The organism is Actinobacillus suis ATCC 33415 (assembly GCF_000739435.1).
GTDB lineage: Bacteria > Pseudomonadota > Gammaproteobacteria > Enterobacterales > Pasteurellaceae > Actinobacillus > Actinobacillus suis.
Genome location: NZ_CP009159.1, coordinates 1,839,685 through 1,857,447, shown reverse-complemented (window position 1 = coordinate 1,857,447; position 17,763 = coordinate 1,839,685). Strand labels below are relative to the sequence as shown.

The 17,763-nt window shown below is 41.5% G+C and carries 16 protein-coding genes; 7 read left to right on the top strand and 9 right to left on the bottom strand.

Translation table 11 applies throughout. The annotated features are described in order from the left end of the window. Nucleotides 1–113: 113 nt before the first annotated feature. The 5 genes from ASU1_RS08420 to recG all read right to left on the bottom strand — a co-directional run bounded on the left by ASU1_RS08420 (nucleotide 114) and on the right by recG (nucleotide 8,245). The gene (locus ASU1_RS08420; protein WP_039195398.1) at nucleotides 114–1,583 is read right to left on the bottom strand and encodes a glycoside hydrolase family 1 protein; all 1,470 of its coding nucleotides are present in this window, start codon (nucleotides 1,581–1,583) and stop codon (nucleotides 114–116) included. A 264-nt stretch (nucleotides 1,584–1,847) separates the two neighbouring features. Then, nucleotides 1,848–3,047: a prolyl oligopeptidase family serine peptidase gene (locus ASU1_RS08415; protein WP_014992323.1), complete on the bottom strand. Its 1,200-nt coding sequence runs from the start codon at nucleotides 3,045–3,047 to the stop codon at nucleotides 1,848–1,850. A 54-nt stretch (nucleotides 3,048–3,101) separates the two neighbouring features. Next, the gene (locus tag ASU1_RS08410; protein ID WP_014992322.1) at nucleotides 3,102–3,947 is read right to left on the bottom strand and encodes a Cof-type HAD-IIB family hydrolase; all 846 of its coding nucleotides are present in this window, start codon (nucleotides 3,945–3,947) and stop codon (nucleotides 3,102–3,104) included. 72 nt (nucleotides 3,948–4,019) lie between these two features. Continuing rightward, nucleotides 4,020–5,912: a beta-glucoside-specific PTS transporter subunit IIABC gene (locus ASU1_RS08405; RefSeq protein ID WP_014992321.1), complete on the bottom strand. Its 1,893-nt coding sequence runs from the start codon at nucleotides 5,910–5,912 to the stop codon at nucleotides 4,020–4,022. A gap of 251 nt (nucleotides 5,913–6,163) precedes the next feature. After that, a complete protein-coding gene (recG, locus tag ASU1_RS08400; protein WP_014992320.1) occupies nucleotides 6,164–8,245 on the bottom strand; it encodes an ATP-dependent DNA helicase RecG in 2,082 nt (693 codons plus the stop codon). A 191-nt stretch (nucleotides 8,246–8,436) separates the two neighbouring features. On the opposite strand from recG, the gene proS reads away from it, so the two are divergent. Next, on the top strand, nucleotides 8,437–10,152 hold the full coding sequence (gene proS, locus ASU1_RS08395) for a proline--tRNA ligase (protein ID WP_014992319.1): 1,716 nt from the start codon (nucleotides 8,437–8,439) through the stop codon (nucleotides 10,150–10,152). A gap of 86 nt (nucleotides 10,153–10,238) precedes the next feature. Here the strand turns inward: proS and ASU1_RS11905 are convergent, their stop codons facing one another. Then, nucleotides 10,239–10,406, bottom strand: coding sequence for an anti-sigma factor family protein (locus ASU1_RS11905; RefSeq protein ID WP_014992318.1), 168 nt, complete (start codon nucleotides 10,404–10,406; stop codon nucleotides 10,239–10,241). 2 nt (nucleotides 10,407–10,408) lie between these two features. Continuing rightward, a complete protein-coding gene (locus ASU1_RS08390) occupies nucleotides 10,409–10,990 on the bottom strand; it encodes a sigma-70 family RNA polymerase sigma factor (protein ID WP_014992317.1) in 582 nt (193 codons plus the stop codon). Between the two features lie 90 nt (nucleotides 10,991–11,080). On the opposite strand from ASU1_RS08390, the gene msrP reads away from it, so the two are divergent. Continuing rightward, nucleotides 11,081–12,037 (top strand): protein-methionine-sulfoxide reductase catalytic subunit MsrP, encoded by a 957-nt coding sequence (gene msrP / locus ASU1_RS08385; RefSeq protein ID WP_014992316.1) that lies wholly within the window; start codon nucleotides 11,081–11,083, stop codon nucleotides 12,035–12,037. Continuing rightward, nucleotides 12,038–12,634: a protein-methionine-sulfoxide reductase heme-binding subunit MsrQ gene (locus ASU1_RS08380; protein WP_014992315.1), complete on the top strand. Its 597-nt coding sequence runs from the start codon at nucleotides 12,038–12,040 to the stop codon at nucleotides 12,632–12,634. Between the two features lie 170 nt (nucleotides 12,635–12,804). On the opposite strand, the gene asnA is transcribed toward ASU1_RS08380, so the two are convergent. Next, a complete protein-coding gene (gene asnA / locus ASU1_RS08375) occupies nucleotides 12,805–13,797 on the bottom strand; it encodes an aspartate--ammonia ligase (RefSeq protein WP_014992314.1) in 993 nt (330 codons plus the stop codon). A gap of 185 nt (nucleotides 13,798–13,982) precedes the next feature. On the opposite strand from asnA, the gene asnC reads away from it, so the two are divergent. From asnC to ASU1_RS08360, 3 genes are all read left to right on the top strand, one after another. Then, nucleotides 13,983–14,456 carry a transcriptional regulator AsnC gene (asnC, locus tag ASU1_RS08370; RefSeq protein ID WP_005625013.1) on the top strand — a complete coding sequence of 158 codons (474 nt, stop codon included), beginning with the start codon at nucleotides 13,983–13,985 and terminating at the stop codon, nucleotides 14,454–14,456. Between the two features lie 178 nt (nucleotides 14,457–14,634). Then, nucleotides 14,635–15,396: a uridine phosphorylase gene (gene udp / locus ASU1_RS08365; RefSeq protein ID WP_014992313.1), complete on the top strand. Its 762-nt coding sequence runs from the start codon at nucleotides 14,635–14,637 to the stop codon at nucleotides 15,394–15,396. A 107-nt stretch (nucleotides 15,397–15,503) separates the two neighbouring features. Next, nucleotides 15,504–15,980, top strand: a complete 477-nt coding sequence (locus ASU1_RS08360) for a chorismate--pyruvate lyase family protein (protein WP_014992312.1) — start codon at nucleotides 15,504–15,506, stop codon at nucleotides 15,978–15,980. Nucleotides 15,981–16,015: 35 nt separating this feature from the next. Here ASU1_RS08360 and ASU1_RS08355 read toward each other — a convergent pair whose 3' ends face one another. Continuing rightward, nucleotides 16,016–16,759: a carbonic anhydrase gene (locus ASU1_RS08355; protein ID WP_039195395.1), complete on the bottom strand. Its 744-nt coding sequence runs from the start codon at nucleotides 16,757–16,759 to the stop codon at nucleotides 16,016–16,018. Between the two features lie 177 nt (nucleotides 16,760–16,936). Between ASU1_RS08355 and murI the strand changes: the two genes are divergently transcribed. Then, a complete protein-coding gene (murI, locus tag ASU1_RS08350; RefSeq protein ID WP_014992310.1) occupies nucleotides 16,937–17,734 on the top strand; it encodes a glutamate racemase in 798 nt (265 codons plus the stop codon). Nucleotides 17,735–17,763: the final 29 nt, after the last annotated feature.

Below are 17,763 nucleotides of genomic sequence, written 5' to 3'. Positions count from 1 at the left end.
GCAGGTATTGAGCATGGTTTATACAGAAAAGCGGTCTGATTTTCTCATTTTTTTGCAAAAATAACGAGAAAAACGACCGCTTGTTTGCTACTAATTTAATGAAAAATTTTCATTTATGCTAAATCAGTTCCGTTGCTGGCGATAACTTTTTTGTACCAGTAGAATGAATCTTTACGGCTACGTTTGCCGGTGCCGTTGCCAAGGTCGTCCAAATCGACATGAATAAATCCGTAGCGTTTTGACATTTCGGAAGTCGACATACTCACCAAATCAATCGGCCCCCATTCCAAATAACCGATCAATTCCACACCGTCTGAAATTGCTTCTTGCATTTGTTGGATATGCGCACGTAAATAATCGATGCGATAATGGTCATGAATGCTTCCGTCCGCTTCAACTTGGTCATAGGCACCTAGCCCGTTTTCGACAATGAAGAGCGGTTTTTGATAACGATCGTACATATCGTTTAATGTAATACGTAACCCTTCCGGATCGATTTGCCAACCCCAATCGGAGGCGTTAAGATACGGATTTTTCACGCCTTCAATCAGATTGCCACCAACTTTCTCGCCTTCGTCGTGTGTAGTAACACAAACCGACATATAGTAACTAAAGGAAATAAAATCGACCGGATATTGTTTCAGAATCGCATCATCTCCGAATTCTTTGTGAATGTGCACGTTATTTTCTTGCCAGTGGCGCAACATATAACGTGGGTACTCACCACGAGCGTGAACATCTGTGAAGAACAAGTTTTGCTGATTACCCCATTGTGCCAGACGTTGGTCTTTCGGATCGGCGGTTAACGCATAGTGATGTAAACGGGCTAGCATACAGCCCATTTTGCCGTCCGGAATGATTTCGTGCAGTAATTTGGTTGCGAGCGCACTGGCGACAAATTGATGATGAAGCGCTTGGTATTTAGCGTTTTCACGTTCCGCTTCGGGAATACGATCTATAACCACGCCGCCACCGGTATAAGGGCTATGCATAGTGATCATATTGATTTCATTAAACGTTAACCAATATTTCACTTTGTCTTTATAACGCTTAAACACGGTTTCCGCATAGCGTAAGAAATGCCCGATAACGTCACGATGTAGCCAACCGTTATATTTTTGCACCAAACCTAATGGAGTTTCATAGTGACAAAGGGTCACCATCGGTTGAATACCGTGTTTGAGCATTTCATCAAACATATCGTCATAGTATTTTAGGCCCGCTTCATTCGGCTGTTCATCATAACCGTTCGGGAAAATTCTTGCCCAATGAATAGAGATACGGAAGCATTTAAAGCCCATTTCAGCAAAGAGGGCGATATCGTCTTTATACTTGTGATAGAAATCAATGCCGTCTCGTTTAGGGAAGCGACCTTGGAATTTGCCGGATAAAATAGATTCGATACGCTCTGAAGTCACTTCAATCGCAGCACTGTGCGCACCACGCTCTTCTTTTGGTACGTATGCAACCATATCCGCAGCGGATAAACCTTTACCATCCGCATCAAAGCCACCTTCAATTTGATTGGCAGCCGTTGCGCCACCCCATAAAAAATTCGCTGGAAACGGTTTTAAATTGCTCATTTTCTGATCCTCATTGCAATAAAACTCAATAAAAAAGCCTAAGCAAAAAAACTTTCCCACGGAAGTGCGAAAATCATTTTGCTTAGGCTTGCCGAATTAACGTAACACCCTAAGTGTTATAAATACAAATTTATCTGAAAAAATCACCGCTTGCAAAAGGCAGCGTTGAGAAATGTGAACGTGATCACAAAAAAAGCGGTCGAATTTTGTCGTTTTTTTACAAGACTCGACCGCTTGGGTATGACTCCATTAATTTATTATCGACTAGCGTTTTTGTTTCGCCGTCCATTCAAAGAGCGACTCGCCATGTGGTGTTTTTGGAATATTACGTAAGGTGTAAATCCAAGACCAATGTCCGTTGTAAGTTGTTTTGCCGATTTTAACTTCCGGATAAACACTTAAAATCGCACCGTGATCACGTAGGGTTTGGAATACGCGTTTGCTGGTTGCCGGGTAAGAAATGGTTGGGTCGTTCGCGGCGTGTACCAGCCAAAGCGGCTTGCCTTGAATTCGTTGTAATTCCTGTTCGGTGGTCGGTACGCCGCCTGCAATCGGCGCTTTATCTAAAGCCGGTGCAGTGGCAACGGTTGCTGCAAAAAAGTCAGGATATTCAAGCAACATACGCAATGACATATAACCGCCGGCAGAAGCACCAAACAGATAAATTCGGTCTCGGTCAATTTGATGGTTAGCATTTACCTCATCAATTAATGCTTTAATTTGGTGAATATAGTCTTTTTGATAATTGAGATACCAAGTATCCGGTACTTGAGGCACAACAACATAAGCGCCGCCGAAAATCTTTTGTGCTTCATCACTAGCAAATGCAACTCCGCCACGGTTGGCGAGTAGCGTTGAAATATTGTTTTGATAAGCACCGACGCCACCTTCACCATTACCGTGTAGCCAGATGATAAGCGGTCGTTTTTCATGAGAATTTTGCGGTTGGAATAATTGATAATGAATGCCTTGTTGAGATGTGTAGGCGGTGAATTTTGCCACTTCATGATCAATCAGTGCTTGTTGGCGGTAGGTCGTATCTTTTGGCAACAATGCTAAATCTCGGGTTTGGCGTATTTGATAATCTAAGCCAAGTTGTACATTACGCCCGATATCTCCCGCGATATAAGCCAATGTATTAGCGCCGACAATATCCTTACCGTGTTCGAGAGAAAGTACGATATTTCCCTGTTTATTCAATGTTACTTTAGTAATTTTTCGCTCCGTATCAAATTCGCCGGCAACTTTATTCCCCATCGCATTAATGGGTAACGAAGATTTAGCGTGTACTTGGAAATCTGAGGTTTTTAGTGCTTTAGCCGGAATAGCTAAATGTTTAGTTTCAAGCTCAATAGCCGTCACATTCTGACCATAATCGAAGACTTTTGCTTGTAAGTTGAAATTGACGGTTTGCGCACTTGCCGTCCCGATAAGTAATGCCAACGAAAGGTATTTAAGATGCATATTTCCTCCTTGGAAGTGATAATTTGCATAAAAAAGTTGGAATTTGACCGCTTGTTATGATTCAGCGATTAAACCGAAATGTACAAAAGCCTGATATAAGCCGTCTTGTTCTACATCGCCGGTCACATAATCGGCAATCGCTTTAATTTCTTTACCGCCGTTACCCATTGCGACTCCGATTTCGCAATATTCGAGCATCGGAATGTCAATCTTGGCATCACCGAAGGCGAGTGTATCGTGGCGATCCGCATTGAGATGATTCAGCAAGATTTCAATTGCGTGTGCTTTAGAGATATTCGGTACACCAAGATCACCGAATAACGGAATTTCACCGACACCGCCCCATGAACCGACTTTCAGTTGTGGAAATGCCGCTTTAGCCGCATCAATATCGGCAAGGCTATTTAGCACAAAACTAATTTTGTTGAGGTCGTCTCGATAGAGTTCACCTCCCCAAATCATATCACCCAACATTTGCTCGATAATACGATCGTTTTCCGTTAGATCGCTACTTTTGGTTGCCATATAGCGCCGGAAAGCAGTCGTCCCGACTTCTCGGAAGAAACGGCTGGCAAATAAGCCGTTATTGCTTTCTAAATAGAATTCAAGGGCATTCGCTTGAAGCCAATCTACCGCTTGTCGAGCAATTTCAGGCTCAATACATTGGTGCATGATGACTTGGTTTTGATGTTCAACATAACTGCCGTTACCGCCAATCATACCGTCTATACCAATATCCCAAAGTTGAGGTTGCATTTCCGCTCGGCTTCTACCGGTACAAAGATAGACTAAATGTCCGTTTTGGCGAGCTTGGCGAATAGCATGAATAGCGGATGGGGGAATACGGTTTTGGTAATCGACTAATGTGCCATCCACATCAAGGAAGATAATTTTTCGCATAATTCATTCCTCTTATATGTTCGTTTACCTTCCCCCACCGATGTCGGTGAGGGAAAATGGATGAGTAAAACCCTACGGAGCTTTATGTTCCAAAACTTTAATGAGCGGTTCATTTTGGTAAATATACGGCTCATTGGTTGCGATAACATCAAGATACTCATCACTGTTCGCTATGATTACCGGTGTAACGACCGAATAACCTTTAGCTTTAATGTTCTCAATATCGAATTTACCCAGTAATTGTCCGACTTGGATACGATCGCCGTCTTTGACAAAAGTCTCAAAGTGTGTCCCGTTGAGCTGAACCGTATCCATACCAATATGAATTAATACTTCCAAGCCGTCATCCGAGATAATGTTATAAGCGTGTTTGGTTGGGAAGGCGGAGCTGATAGTTCCGTTAACCGGCGAAATCAATTCGCCTTTGGTTGGTTCGATGGCAATTCCTTTACCAAGGGCTTCGGATGCAAACATCGGATCGGCAATTTCAGTTAATTTTTGGATGTTACCCTCAAGCGGGCTAACGAGATTGAATTTGTTAAGTGGGATAGTAGACACTTCACCGTTTTTTATGGCGTTTGGGGTAGTTTTAGGCTCAGTAGCAGAAGCTTGCTCAGGTAACATTTTATCGCTATAACCGAACAGATAGGTCAGGATACCGGCAGCGATAAATGCAACCGCCATCCCTAAAGAATAGGTGACGATATTACTGCCTTCACCGATGATGACAGGGTAGAGTAATAAGCCTGAGAAACCAAAAGCAAACATTTTTGTTCCGCCCCAACCAATGACTGCACCACCGATAGCACCACCGATCACACCACAAATAAAGGGCTTTTTAAAACGTAGCGTAATACCGTAAATAAGCGGTTCGGTAATGCCTAACACACCGCTGAAAGTCGTTGAACCGGCAATCGCTTTAATATCTTTGTTGTGTGATTTGAGGAATACGGCAAATGTTGCACCGGCCTGCCCAAGTACGGCAGCAGCGGTTAATGGGCCGATTAAATCGAAACCGACAACGGACATATTGTTAATCATAATCGGCACGATACTCCAGTGAATACCGAAGATCACTAACACTTGCCACAATCCGCCAACCACAATACCGGTGGCAATCGGGCTGGTTTCATATAACCAAGCTAAAGCAGCGGCAATCGTACTACCGACTTCGCCGCCGATAGGCCCGATAACCGCAAGGGTTAACGGCACAACTACTAATAGCGTACAAGCCGGAGCAAAGAAGTTACGGACCGCTTCATGGAAGATATTTTCAAAAATACGTTGAATATAAGATTGCGCCCATACTGCAAGTAAAATCGGAATAACACTATAAGCATAGTTCATCGTTGCTAATTGAAAACCGAGAAATTCCAGCGGTTTTCCGCTTTGACTAATAGCGACAATACTTGGGTAGAGTAAGGCGGCAGCAACACCCACCGCAATAAAAGGACTGGTTTTGAGTTTATTAGCTGCGGTAAAAGCAAGAAATACCGGTAAGAAATAAAAAGTTCCGCTTGCTGCCGCATCTAGGACGGTAAAAGTGCCGGAAGCCGGATCAAGCCAGCCGGCAACTTGTAAAATCGCAATCAGCCCTTTTAGAATACCGGCACCCGCCATAACACCAATCAACGGTGTGAAAGAACCGGCTAGGAAATCAATCGCTCGGTTAATTAAAGACGGTTTGGGTAAATCCGCATCATCACCGGCTTGAATATTCGCTTGTGACATAATTTCCGCATAGACTTTCGGCACATTGTTGCCGATAACGACTTGGAATTGCCCCCCGCTTTCCACCACGCTGATGACACCGGCAGTTTGGTTTAAGCGTTCTTTATCGGCTTTGTTTTTGTCTTTTAAAACAAAACGCAGCCGAGTTGCACAGTGTACTAAGGAGTGAATATTTTGTTCTCCTCCAACGAATTGCACGATTTCACCGGCGAGTTTGCTGAAATCTTTTGCCATAATGTAGCCCTCTTCAAAATAAAAATCTGCAGGCAAATAAAAAAGCCTAAGCAAAAGAACTTTCTAACCGAAATTAGAAAATCATTTTGCTTAGGCTTGCCGAATTCTCGTAACACCCTAAGTGTTGTAACAATTGCAAATGTAGCTAAAAAATAGGCCGCTTGCAAAAGCCAATCCGTAGAAATGTGAATAAGATCACAAAATATTTTCAGAGCCGGATTGGCTTAGCATTGCGCTGTTTGTCCTGCTGATTAAGCATTACTATATTCGGTACGTTCGCCAAGCCAGCGGCGAATTAGGGCTTCTGCAAGCGGTGGATTTTGCTGAATAATTTGCTTGGCATAGTTCTGTACCAATGGAATCATTTTGCGATCTCGCATTAAATTCGCCACTTTAAATTCCGCCATACCGGTTTGTTTAGTGCCGAGAATTTCACCGGTGCCACGAATTTCTAAATCTTTTTCGGCAATATAGAAACCGTCTTGGCTGTCACGTAACACTTGTAAGCGTTTACTCGAAATTTTGCCGAGTGGCGGTTTATACAGTAACACGCAATGCGAAGCGGTTGCACCACGGCCGACACGTCCTCGTAACTGATGCAGTTGAGCCAGCCCTAAACGTTCGGAGTTCTCGATAATCATTAGGCTGGCATTCGGCACATCAACCCCCACTTCAATTACGGTGGTGGCAACCAATAAATCAATATTTGCCGCTTTAAATTCCGCCATGATTTCTTGCTTTTCTTGCGGTTTCATCCGTCCGTGTACCAAGCCGATACGTAAATCCGGTAAGGCTCGTTGTAAATCTTCGGCAATTGCCGCTGCCGCTTGTGCTTCTAAGACTTCCGATTCATCAATTAGGGTACAAACCCAATAGGCTTGGCGTTTTTCATTTTTGCAGGCGGCATATACACGGCGGACGATTTCGTCACGGCGGTCTTCTGAAATCGCCACGGTGGTAATCGGTGTTCGTCCCGGTGGCAGCTCGTCAATAATAGAGGTATCCAGATCGGCATAGACCGTCATCGCTAAGGTACGAGGGATTGGCGTGGCGGTCATAATCAGCTGATGTGGATAAATGCCGTCTTTCGCCCCTTTTTCACGTAGGGTTAAACGTTGATGTACACCGAAACGGTGTTGTTCATCAATAATCACTAATGCGAGGTTATGAAACTCTACACTTTCTTGGAAGAGAGCGTGCGTGCCGATAATCATCTGTACCTCGCCGTTTTTAATCGCTTCCAGTTGTGCGGTGCGAGCTTTGCCTTTGACTTTACCGGCAAGCCAGCCGACTTCAATACCGAACGGGCGTAGCCAGTTGGCAAAGTTATTGGCGTGCTGTTCAGCAAGGATTTCAGTCGGTGCCATTAATGCTACTTGTTTGCCGTTATCAATCGCCAGCAGGGCGGCAAGCGCAGCGACTAACGTTTTGCCCGAGCCGACATCACCTTGCACTAAACGCATCATTGGTGAGGATTTAGCTAAATCTTGCTCGATATCCTCCGTCACACGGCTTTGTGCATTGGTCGGTTTAAACGGTAAACTCGCCAAAAAGCGGCTTTTGAGATCGGTTTGATAGCGTAGCGGCGTAGCAGTCAGCTGATTGACTCCGACTCGCACTTGCTGCATTGCTAAGTTGTGTGCCAATAATTCTTCAAAAATCAGCCGTTTTTGTGCCGGATGATCGCCTTTTTCCAGCTGTTCGGCAGAAACGCTCGGTGGCGGGCGATGCAATAATTGTAACGCTTGTTTGAGGCTATATTTATGCGGATTGTATTCGTCCGGCAGCAGCTCACCAACTTTGATTTTATCCAATAACGCTAACGCTTGTTCCGTGAGTTTACGTAACGAATTTTGCTTCAAGCCTTCAGTAGTGGAGTAAATCGGCGTTAAAGTTTCGGCAAGTTCAAGCGGTTGATTATTGCGAATAATTTGATATTCGGGGTGATGAATTTCCGCCATAAACCGCCCACGTTTGATTTCGCCAAAAGCTTTTACACGTGTACCGGCAGTCAGGCTATTTTTCATTCCCGCATTAAAATTAAAGAATTTCAGCGTGATTTTACTGGTGCCGTCAGAAAGCACGGTGGATAAAATTGGACGGCGACCGAATTGCACTTCGGTAAGTTGCACGATGCCTTCGATAGTTGAAAAACTTTCCGGACGCACATCGATAATCGGTGTAATTCGAGTACGATCTTCATAGCGATAAGGCAAATGAAATAACAGATCTTGCACGTTATTAATGCCGATTCGGCTAAGTTTTTCCGCAATCGCCGCCCCCACCCCGGAAAGGGCGGTAAGTGGCACACCGTCTAGTAATTGTTCGCTCATAGTAAAATTTTGATTAAATCCGACCGCTTGTTTTCAATCGGACTAATATAACAAATACTGTTTTTATGTACAAATCAAGCGGTCTGTTTTCATTAATTTTTTGCAAATTGCAAAATTCTGTGAAAATTCGACCGCTTTTGTTTTAAAATAGATCCCATTTTTCGATATTTAAAATAAAAATAGGAATAACAATGCGTACAAGTCAGTATTTATTTTCGACCCTTAAAGAAACGCCGAACGATGCACAGGTGGTGAGCCATCAATTAATGCTACGTGCCGGTATGATTCGTCCGATGGCTTCAGGTTTATATAACTGGTTGCCGACCGGGATCAAGGTGTTGAAAAAAGTAGAAAACATTATTCGTGAAGAAATGAATAAAGGTGGTGCTATCGAGGTGTTAATGCCTGTGGTGCAACCAGCGGAATTATGGCAAGAATCAGGTCGTTGGAACGATTACGGTGCGGAATTACTGCGTTTTGTTGATCGTGGCAGCCGTGATTTCGTATTAGGCCCGACTCACGAAGAAGTAATCACCGACTTAGTTCGCCGTGAAGTGTCGTCTTACAAACAACTTCCGTTAAATTTATACCAAATCCAAACTAAATTCCGTGATGAAGTGCGTCCACGTTTCGGGGTGATGCGTTCACGTGAATTTGTGATGAAAGATGCATATTCTTTCCACGTGGACAAAGCGTCATTACAAGAAACTTATGATGTGATGTACCAAGTGTACAGCAATATTTTCACTCGTCTTGGTTTAGATTTCCGTGCGGTGCAAGCGGATACCGGTTCAATCGGTGGTTCGGCTTCACACGAATTCCAAGTGTTAGCGTCAAGCGGTGAAGACGATGTGGTATTCTCAACCGAATCGGATTTCGCAGCGAATATCGAATTAGCGGAAGCGGTAGCAGTGGGTGAGCGTCAAGCGCCAACGGCAGAAATGCAGTTAGTCGATACGCCGAATGCGAAAACGATTAACGAATTAGTTGAGCAATTCAATTTACCGGTTGAAAAAACGGTAAAAACTTTAATCGTAAAAGGCGCAACCGAAGAACAACTGCTTGTGGCGTTAGTGTTACGTGGTGACCACGAATTAAATGAAATCAAAGCACAAAAACATCCGTTAGTGGCTGATCCGCTTGAATTTGCAGATGAATCAGAAATCAAAGCGAAAATCGGTGCGGGCGTGGGTTCACTTGGCGTGGTAAATCTGAATGTTCCAGCAATTATCGATCGTTCTGTAGCAGTTATGTCAGATTTCGGCTGTGGCGCAAATATTGATGGTAAACATTATTTCAATGTGAACTGGGAACGTGATGCGGCAATGCCGGAAGTGGCGGATTTACGTAACGTGGTGGAAGGCGATCCAAGCCCGGACGGCAAAGGCGTGCTACAAATCAAACGAGGTATTGAAGTAGGGCATATTTTCCAACTTGGTACCAAATACTCGGAAGCAATGAAAGCGACCGTTCAAGGTGAAGACGGTAAACCGCTTGTGATGACCATGGGTTGCTACGGTATCGGTGTAACACGTGTGGTGGCAGCGGCAATCGAACAGCACCACGATGATCGCGGTATTATTTGGCCGTCAGACGAAATCGCACCGTTCACAGTAGCAATTGTGCCGATGAATATGCACAAATCGGAAAGCGTACAACAATTCTCTGAAGAATTGTATCGCAGCTTAAAAGCTCAAGGTGTGGATGTGATTTTCGACGATCGTAAAGAGCGCCCGGGTGTAATGTTTGCCGATATGGAATTAATCGGTGTACCACATATGGTAGTTATCGGTGAGAAAAATCTCGCAAACGGCGAAATTGAATACAAAAACCGCCGTACCGGTGAGAAACAAATGATTGCTAAAGATCAACTTTTAGCTTTCTTGAAAGAAAATGTAAAAGCGTAATTTGCAGAAAAGAGATGAAAAAAGACCGCTTGTTTTAAGACAAGCGGTCTTTTTTTGTCACTAAATTACAATTGCTCTTTTTGCGTTTAGTGGCAGTATTCTTTCAGCATTTCACGTAATTTTTCGTTATTTTGTTTGAAATAACGACATTTCGGACAAAGCCATAAATGTACTTGTAGCTGAACACTGTCTTTAACTTTGAGTTTTTGTTCACAACTTAGTGAAATTAATTCTGAGGCATGCTCACAATTCATTATTATTTCTCTCCTTCGAACCAGTTTTTTGCTAAGCAAGCTTGTAGTTGTAGCCTTGCGCGATGCAAAATAACGTGTAAATTGGCTGTAGTAATACCGCATTCTAAACAGATTTGTTCACTGCTCATTTCCAAATGCTCACGCATCATAAAAACACGAGCTTGCTGTGCTGGTAATTTATTTAAACAAATGTCGAAGATTGCCCAAAATTCTTTCTTGTAAGCAATTTGGTTGACGTCTTCCCATTCTTTCGGCTCGTAAGTTTCTGACACCCAATAGCCGGTATGGTCAAAAAATTGATTAGGGCTTTCTTCTTCCATTAACTCGGAAACGTTTACCGTTCGTTTCCTGTATTTAATCAAATCAATAATTTTATTTTTTAATATAGCAAAAATCCATGTTTTTAATGCGGCTTGCCCTCGAAAGGAGTGTGCGCTTTTGTAAGCACTCATTAACGCTTCTTGTACCACATCTTCCGCTAGATCGGGATCTTTTAGTTGCAAGGTTGCGAATTTGATCATTTGTAAGCGGATTTCTTCGATTTTTTGCGGCGTAATCGAATTCAATTGCTCAATTTGTGACATCTTTGTTTCTTTTTGTAAATTAAGTGAAAAATTATGTAATTATATTTATAGCGTCTCAGACGAATGGATTATACATAAAAGGAGCCAATAATGAAAAAATTAACCCATTATGACGTAACACCTGAAACAATTTTTAACCAACGCCGCCAAATTATTAAGGCAATGGGGCTTGGATTTGCCGCAGCTGGCTTGCCTAAGATGGGTTTTGCCGCACAGGATACTAAAGTATTAGCCGCATTGGATTTTAAAGCTGCACCGACTTCCGATTTAGCTTTAACGCCGGAAAGTAAAATTATTGGTTATAACAATTTTTACGAATTCGGTACAGATAAAGCTTCACCCGCTAAGTTTGCCCAAGATTTTAAAACAGATCCGTGGCAATTGGAGATTACCGGAGAGGTTGAAAATCCTTTCGTGCTAAATCATACACAATTATTCAACACTTTTCCTCTAGAAGAGCGTATTTATCGTTTCCGTTGTGTAGAAGCTTGGGCAATGGTTGTACCATGGATTGGGTTTGAATTGGCCCGTTTAGTTGAAATGGCAAAGCCTACTAGTAAAGCGAAGTTTGTTATATTCCATACATTGCACGATCCGGAGCAAATGCCAGGTCAGAAAAATAAATTCTTTGGTGGCGGTATTGACTATCCTTATGTTGAAGCACTTACTTTAGAAGAAGCGCTTAATCCGCTTAGCTTACTTTCTGTTGGCTTATACGGAAAAATGTTACCACCTCAAAACGGTGCACCGATTCGTTTAGTTGTACCATGGAAATATGGCTTTAAGAGTATTAAATCTATTGTGAAAATTACTTTCTCAGAAACACGTCCGAAAACGACATGGGAAAGTCTTGCGCCGGATGAATACGGTTTTTATGCCAATGTAAACCCAAATGTCGATCACCCTCGTTGGTCACAAGCATCTGAACGAGTGATTGGTGGCGGTGGTTTGCTTGCTGTTAAACGTCAACCGACATTAATGTTTAACGGTTATGAAAAAGAAGTTGGCCATTTATATAAAGGATTAGATTTAAAGGTGAATTTTTAAATGTTGACGTTATTACGAGGAATTATCCATATTAGCTGTGCGCTACCTTTAGCATGGTTGTCTTATATTTTACTGGTTGGAGATAGTGAAGCGTTAGGTGCGGATCCGAGTAAGGATTTAATTCATTTCTTAGGTTATACCGCAATTATTATTTTTTGTGTGATATTTTTATTGGGGATAGTGCTTCAGGTACTCAATAAAAACCAATACCAAATTTTACGCCGCCCGCTTGGTTTATGGGCATTTACATGGGCATTACTCCATGTATGCAGTTACTTAGTTTTAGAACTTGGATTAGATTTTTCCCTGTTCGTAAGTGAATTATTTGTAAGACCTTATTTAGTATTAGGTGGACTTGCTTTTCTAGTGTTACTCATTATGACCATAACGTCTTTACCTTTTGTGAAACAAGCATTGGGTAAAAGATGGTTTAGCGTGCATCAATTGGCTTATCCAGCAATTGTGTTCGCCGCAATACATTATTATTGGTCGGTTAAAGGCATTACGTTAGGACCGATAGTGATTGGTGTCATGGTGAGCGTAATTGTTTTATGGAAATTTTTTGGGAATAAAATTTTACAGTTATTTAAAGCATAACAATTTCATAGTGTGTATCCTTGCTAAGTTATAGCATTTTGCCGAGATCCTCTCGGCATTTTTTTATGGATAAGATTGTATTTGTAAAAAATTTTGCAAATATGGCCGCTTGTGTGCACTTAAGTATAAAAAAGGGCTTCCATTAGGAAGCCCTTTGTGTGCAAAGTAACTTATAGAATGTTACCGAATTTTTCTAACATCTCTTTCGGCCATACGCTAGATTGCACTTCACCGATATGTTTTTTACGAAGAAGGAACATTGCCATACGAGATTGACCGATACCACCACCGATTGAAAGCGGTAAGCGACCTGCTAATAAATCTTTGTGCCAATCCATTTCTAAGCGCTCTTGGTCACCGGTTAATTCAACTTGTAAACGAAGCGCTTTTTCATCAACACGGATACCCATTGATGAAAGTTCAAATGCTGAACCTAGTTGTTCATTCCACACTAAAATATCGCCGTTTAAACCTTTGTAACCTTTTTCTGATTCTGTGGTCCAGTCATCATAGTCTGGTGCACGACCATCGTGCGCTTTACCGTCTGATAATTTACCACCGATACCGATTAAGAATACCGCACCGTGTTCTTTACAAATTGCGTTTTCACGTTCTTTACCGGTCATGTTCGGGTAGCGTTGTACTAATTCTTCGCTGTGTACGAACGTAATTTGTTTCGGCAGGATTGACGGAATATCAAAACGTGCTTCCACAGCTAATTCAGTTAAACGAATCGCTTTATAGATTTCGTTTACGGTTTCTTTCAAGAAGTCAAAGTTACGACGACCTTCAGGAATCACTTTTTCCCAGTCCCATTGGTCTACATAAACAGAGTGTGTCGGATCAAGAGAGTCTTCATCCGGACGTAATGCTTTCATATGTACAAATAAGCCTTCAGCTTCTTTAAAACCGAAACGCGCTAAAGTGTGACGTTTCCATTTTGCTAATGAATGAACCACTTCAAATTTTGCATTAGGGATACATTTTACGTTTACTTGTACCGCTTTTTCGATACCGGAAAGGTTATCTTGCATACCGTTGCCCACTTCGCTCAAAATAGGGCCTTGTACTTCGATGATGCCTAATTTATCAATTAAATATTGTGTGAAAGTGTTTTTAACAAAGCTAATTTCTTGCTGCTGTAAAATAAATGTCTTTTTCATTGCTTATCCTTAAATAAAATCGTTTATGCGATAAACCGTATCGGTTAACGGTATGAACACAATTTAATACAATTCATAAAAAATACAACAGCTGTCAAATAAAAAACTTAATTCATTAGATTTTATCTAATTTTTTATGGTAAATTTTAAGGATTCTTTAATAAAAGTGAAAAATGGAGTGAATTTTGCACACGAATTATCATTCAAAACAGCAAATTGATCCGCTTGATCAGCAAATTTTACGAGCATTAGTTGCGGATGCCCGTACCCCTTATGCGGAAATGGCAAAGAATTTCGGGGTTAGCGCCGGTACTATTCATGTGCGTGTCGAGAAAATGCGACAAGCCGGTATTATTGAGGGGACGAAAATTCGAATTAATGAACGCAAACTGGGTTATGACGTTTGTTGCTTTATTGGGATTATTTTAAAATCGGCAAAAGATTATGAGACAGTAATTGCTAAGTTAAATGAATTTGAAGAGGTAGTAGAAGCCTACTATACCACAGGTAATTACTCGATTTTTATTAAAGTGATGACACATACGATCGAGGAATTACACCGAGTATTGGCGACTAAAATTCAGTTAATTGATGAAATTCAATCAACCGAAACGTTAATTTCAATGCAAAATCCGATTTTACGAGAAATTAAACCTTAATATTGGTAAATTTTTTGGCAAAATGAACCGCTTGTGTTTATTCAACGCAAACGTTTACGGGTGATCCAGTTCACAAATTTGAGAATTTTTTAGTAAAAACAATCGCTTATCTTTAGGTTTCGTGCTTGAATAAGCGCAAGTTTTAAATTTCATAGAGTCCAGATAAAGGAGAGACCATATGTCTGAAGTATTCCATTTAGGTTTAACCAAAGCAATGTTAAAAGGTGCGAAAATTGCGATTGTCCCAGGTGACCCAGCGCGTAGCGAGCGTATTGCGAAACGTATGGATAATCCGGAGTTCTTAGTTTCTACCCGTGAATTTACCTCTTGGTTAGGCTATGTTGATGGCGAGCCGGTAGTTGTATGTTCAACTGGTATCGGTGGTCCGTCTGTTTCAATTTGTGTGGAAGAGTTAGCACAACTTGGCGTTCGTACCTTCTTACGTATTGGTACAACAGGGGCAATTCAGCCACATATCAATGTTGGCGATATTCTAGTGACTACCGGTGCGGTACGCTTAGACGGTGCAAGTCGTCATTTTGCGCCGCTTGAGTATCCAGCGGTTGCAAATTTTGAATGTGCGAATGCACTCTATGCAGCGGCAAAAGCGGAAGGGGTAACACCTTATGTAGGTATTACTGCTTCATCTGATACTTTCTATCCAGGTCAAGAGCGCTATGACACATTTACCGGTAAAATCTATCGCCATTTCCAAGGTTCATTAAAACAATGGCAAGATCTAAATGTAATGAACTTTGAAATGGAATCAGCGACTTTATTTACGATGTGCTCTGCATTAGGATTGCGTGCAGGTATGGTTTCAGGTGTAATCGTAAATCGTACGCAGCAAGAAATTCCAAATGAAGAAACCATTCAGGCAACGGAAGCAAAAGCGGTTTCAGTTGTCGTGGAAGCTGCTCGTCAACTTGCTAAAGGCTAATATTAGCTGATTGAGGTTGATTCACAACAAGCGGTTAGATTGCTAAAATAATTTGCAATTTAACCGCTTTTTTATTTTATATGCTCACTCAATATCGCAAAATTTTGATGCAAAACCATTGGTGCGAAGAAGCTATAGGGCTAACTTCACAACAGTCTGCTTGGTTATTGCATCAAGGCTCACTGACACAAAAGTTGCTACAAGTTACTCAAGACTTTAATGTACAAATTACCGAGCAAAAGTGGCTTGCAAAAAATACGGAAAAGATGACCGCTTGTAACTTAGCCCAGAGTGATTCAGATTACTGGTATAGAGAAGTGTTGCTAAAAGAAGCGAATTGTCCATGGATTTTTGCTCAAACGCTATTACCTAAAGAAACTATAGAAAATGTTGCTCAAGAGGTGCCGTTACTCGGTGAGCAGCCGATCGGTTTATGGCTGTTTGCTCAACAGCCTAAGCGTACCCTATTGGCTTGGCAACAAGATCATGAAAGCGGAATGTATATGCGTCGAGCTTGTTACCGGCTGAATGGCTATCCGCTAGAAGTTAGAGAACTGTTTCTGCCGGCGTTTCTATTTCCTTAAGAATAGAGGAGCGATAATAGGCTCCTCTTTCTTTTCTATTTACTTTCTTCAATCACGATACGCGAATTTATTGGTTGTACCGGACGGTTATTCTCTTGTCCAATAATTTTCTGCATTGCTTCAATTTGCGTTTGACTTGCATCAAGTGGCGTTTTGAATACCACCCAATTTACTCCTTCACTACACGGTGGGGTAGTTAATGAACCATTTAAACGGAAATATTCCTGATTTTGCGGTAGTAATTGTTGTGGGTTCAACACACTTTTTGTCGTTTCCCCTTTTGCTAAAATTTTAGTAATCAGAGGCGTTAATGCAGGATTATCTTTACCTTGCTTAAACATCACCGCCAGTACTGCTAATTCACCTTTTGCTGATTGGTGTACAAAATGCGCTTCAATCGGAAAATGTTTACGTCTGAAAGTATGCTCACTTGGTGTATGGAAATGGAATTGTTTAAGCACAAATTGTTTGCCGTCTAATTGAATTGGGCTGACAGCTTGGGTTGGCGTCGCTTGCAACGTATGTCCGTTATTTTCTATTTGATATTCACCAGAAAGTGAAGAGCTAAGTGTGAGATGCTGTGTGGTAGAAGCGATTGATTGAGAAAGATCGACAGGAGATTGGTTTTTACCGATTTGACATAATCTAAAGGATTCATCGATTGCCCCCCAATGAGCAGGGCTACTATTTCCTTCGTATGACCAATGTGGGTGAGAATCAGCATAAGCGAAATTGCTGAATGCAATCAAAGCCGTACTAAAAAGTAAATGTTTTTTCATAACTTTGCTCCTTTTATTGTTTGACATATTTTAAGTTTAGCTAGTCGTTATTTTTTAATCAATCTTATTAAAGAAAATCTCAATAGTGGTTAAACTTGTCTTCAGTACCTTGAGAGACTTGAATCAATAAAAATAAGAGAGTAGCATTCCACTCAATATTTTCTTTCTTTCTATAATATGAAACCAACAATCCTTTTATATGATTCGGGAATGGGCGGGCTCACCATTTATGATGCTATTCGCCAAACTTTACCGAATGCTCATTATCTTTATTGTTTCGATAATGCTTACTTTCCTTACTCCGAACGTTCTGAAAATGTATTAATTGAACAAGCGGTTAAAATTGTGCAAAAAATTGCAGAAAAATACCCACTTGATATGGTCGTGGTTGCTTGCAATACCGCAAGTACAGTCGTATTACCTGCTTTAAGAGAAAAATTTGCATTTCCGATTGTCGGAACTGTACCGGCGATCAAACCTGCAGCAGCGGTCTCTGAGACGAAAATAATCGGATTACTGGCAACAAAAGGAACGGTAGAACGACCGTATGTGGCAGAGCTTATTGAAAAGTACGCAAAAGATTGTGTGGTAGAAAAGATCGGGAGTACCGCATTAGTTGAGCTTGTAGAAGAAAAGATCCGAACAGGGCAAGTCGATCAAGAACGATTAGCTGAAGTGATCACTGAATGGCAAACGCATCCAACACTTGATACAGTGATTTTAGGTTGCACTCACTTTCCGCTCGTAAAACAAGAATTACAGCAATTGCTGCCGAATGTGAAGTACTTCATTGATCCGGGCAATGGCATTGCCAATAGGGTAAGTGATTTATTGAGTGACTTCTCGCAAGAGAATTCAGCACAAAACAGGGAAAATATCGCCTTTTGCACAAAAATGGATGAAGAGTTCTCTAAAAGAGAAGTAATCATGCAACAATGGGACTTCAAGCGGTTAGAATTACTAAATTTTTTGTAAAAATAAATTGCTTATAAATCAATGTGTTA

Coding starts and splice junctions, on each gene's coding strand:
- ASU1_RS08420 (WP_039195398.1), bottom strand. CDS start 1,583: ATGAGCAATTTAAAACCGTTTCCAGCGAATTTTTTATGGGGTGGCGCA.
- ASU1_RS08415 (WP_014992323.1), bottom strand. CDS start 3,047: ATGCATCTTAAATACCTTTCGTTGGCATTACTTATCGGGACGGCAAGT.
- ASU1_RS08410 (WP_014992322.1), bottom strand. CDS start 3,947: ATGCGAAAAATTATCTTCCTTGATGTGGATGGCACATTAGTCGATTAC.
- ASU1_RS08405 (WP_014992321.1), bottom strand. CDS start 5,912: ATGGCAAAAGATTTCAGCAAACTCGCCGGTGAAATCGTGCAATTCGTT.
- recG (WP_014992320.1), bottom strand. CDS start 8,245: ATGAGCGAACAATTACTAGACGGTGTGCCACTTACCGCCCTTTCCGGG.
- proS (WP_014992319.1), top strand. CDS start 8,437: ATGCGTACAAGTCAGTATTTATTTTCGACCCTTAAAGAAACGCCGAAC.
- ASU1_RS11905 (WP_014992318.1), bottom strand. CDS start 10,406: ATGAATTGTGAGCATGCCTCAGAATTAATTTCACTAAGTTGTGAACAA.
- ASU1_RS08390 (WP_014992317.1), bottom strand. CDS start 10,990: ATGTCACAAATTGAGCAATTGAATTCGATTACGCCGCAAAAAATCGAA.
- msrP (WP_014992316.1), top strand. CDS start 11,081: ATGAAAAAATTAACCCATTATGACGTAACACCTGAAACAATTTTTAAC.
- ASU1_RS08380 (WP_014992315.1), top strand. CDS start 12,038: ATGTTGACGTTATTACGAGGAATTATCCATATTAGCTGTGCGCTACCT.
- asnA (WP_014992314.1), bottom strand. CDS start 13,797: ATGAAAAAGACATTTATTTTACAGCAGCAAGAAATTAGCTTTGTTAAA.
- udp (WP_014992313.1), top strand. CDS start 14,635: ATGTCTGAAGTATTCCATTTAGGTTTAACCAAAGCAATGTTAAAAGGT.
- ASU1_RS08360 (WP_014992312.1), top strand. CDS start 15,504: ATGCAAAACCATTGGTGCGAAGAAGCTATAGGGCTAACTTCACAACAG.
- ASU1_RS08355 (WP_039195395.1), bottom strand. CDS start 16,759: ATGAAAAAACATTTACTTTTTAGTACGGCTTTGATTGCATTCAGCAAT.
- murI (WP_014992310.1), top strand. CDS start 16,937: ATGAAACCAACAATCCTTTTATATGATTCGGGAATGGGCGGGCTCACC.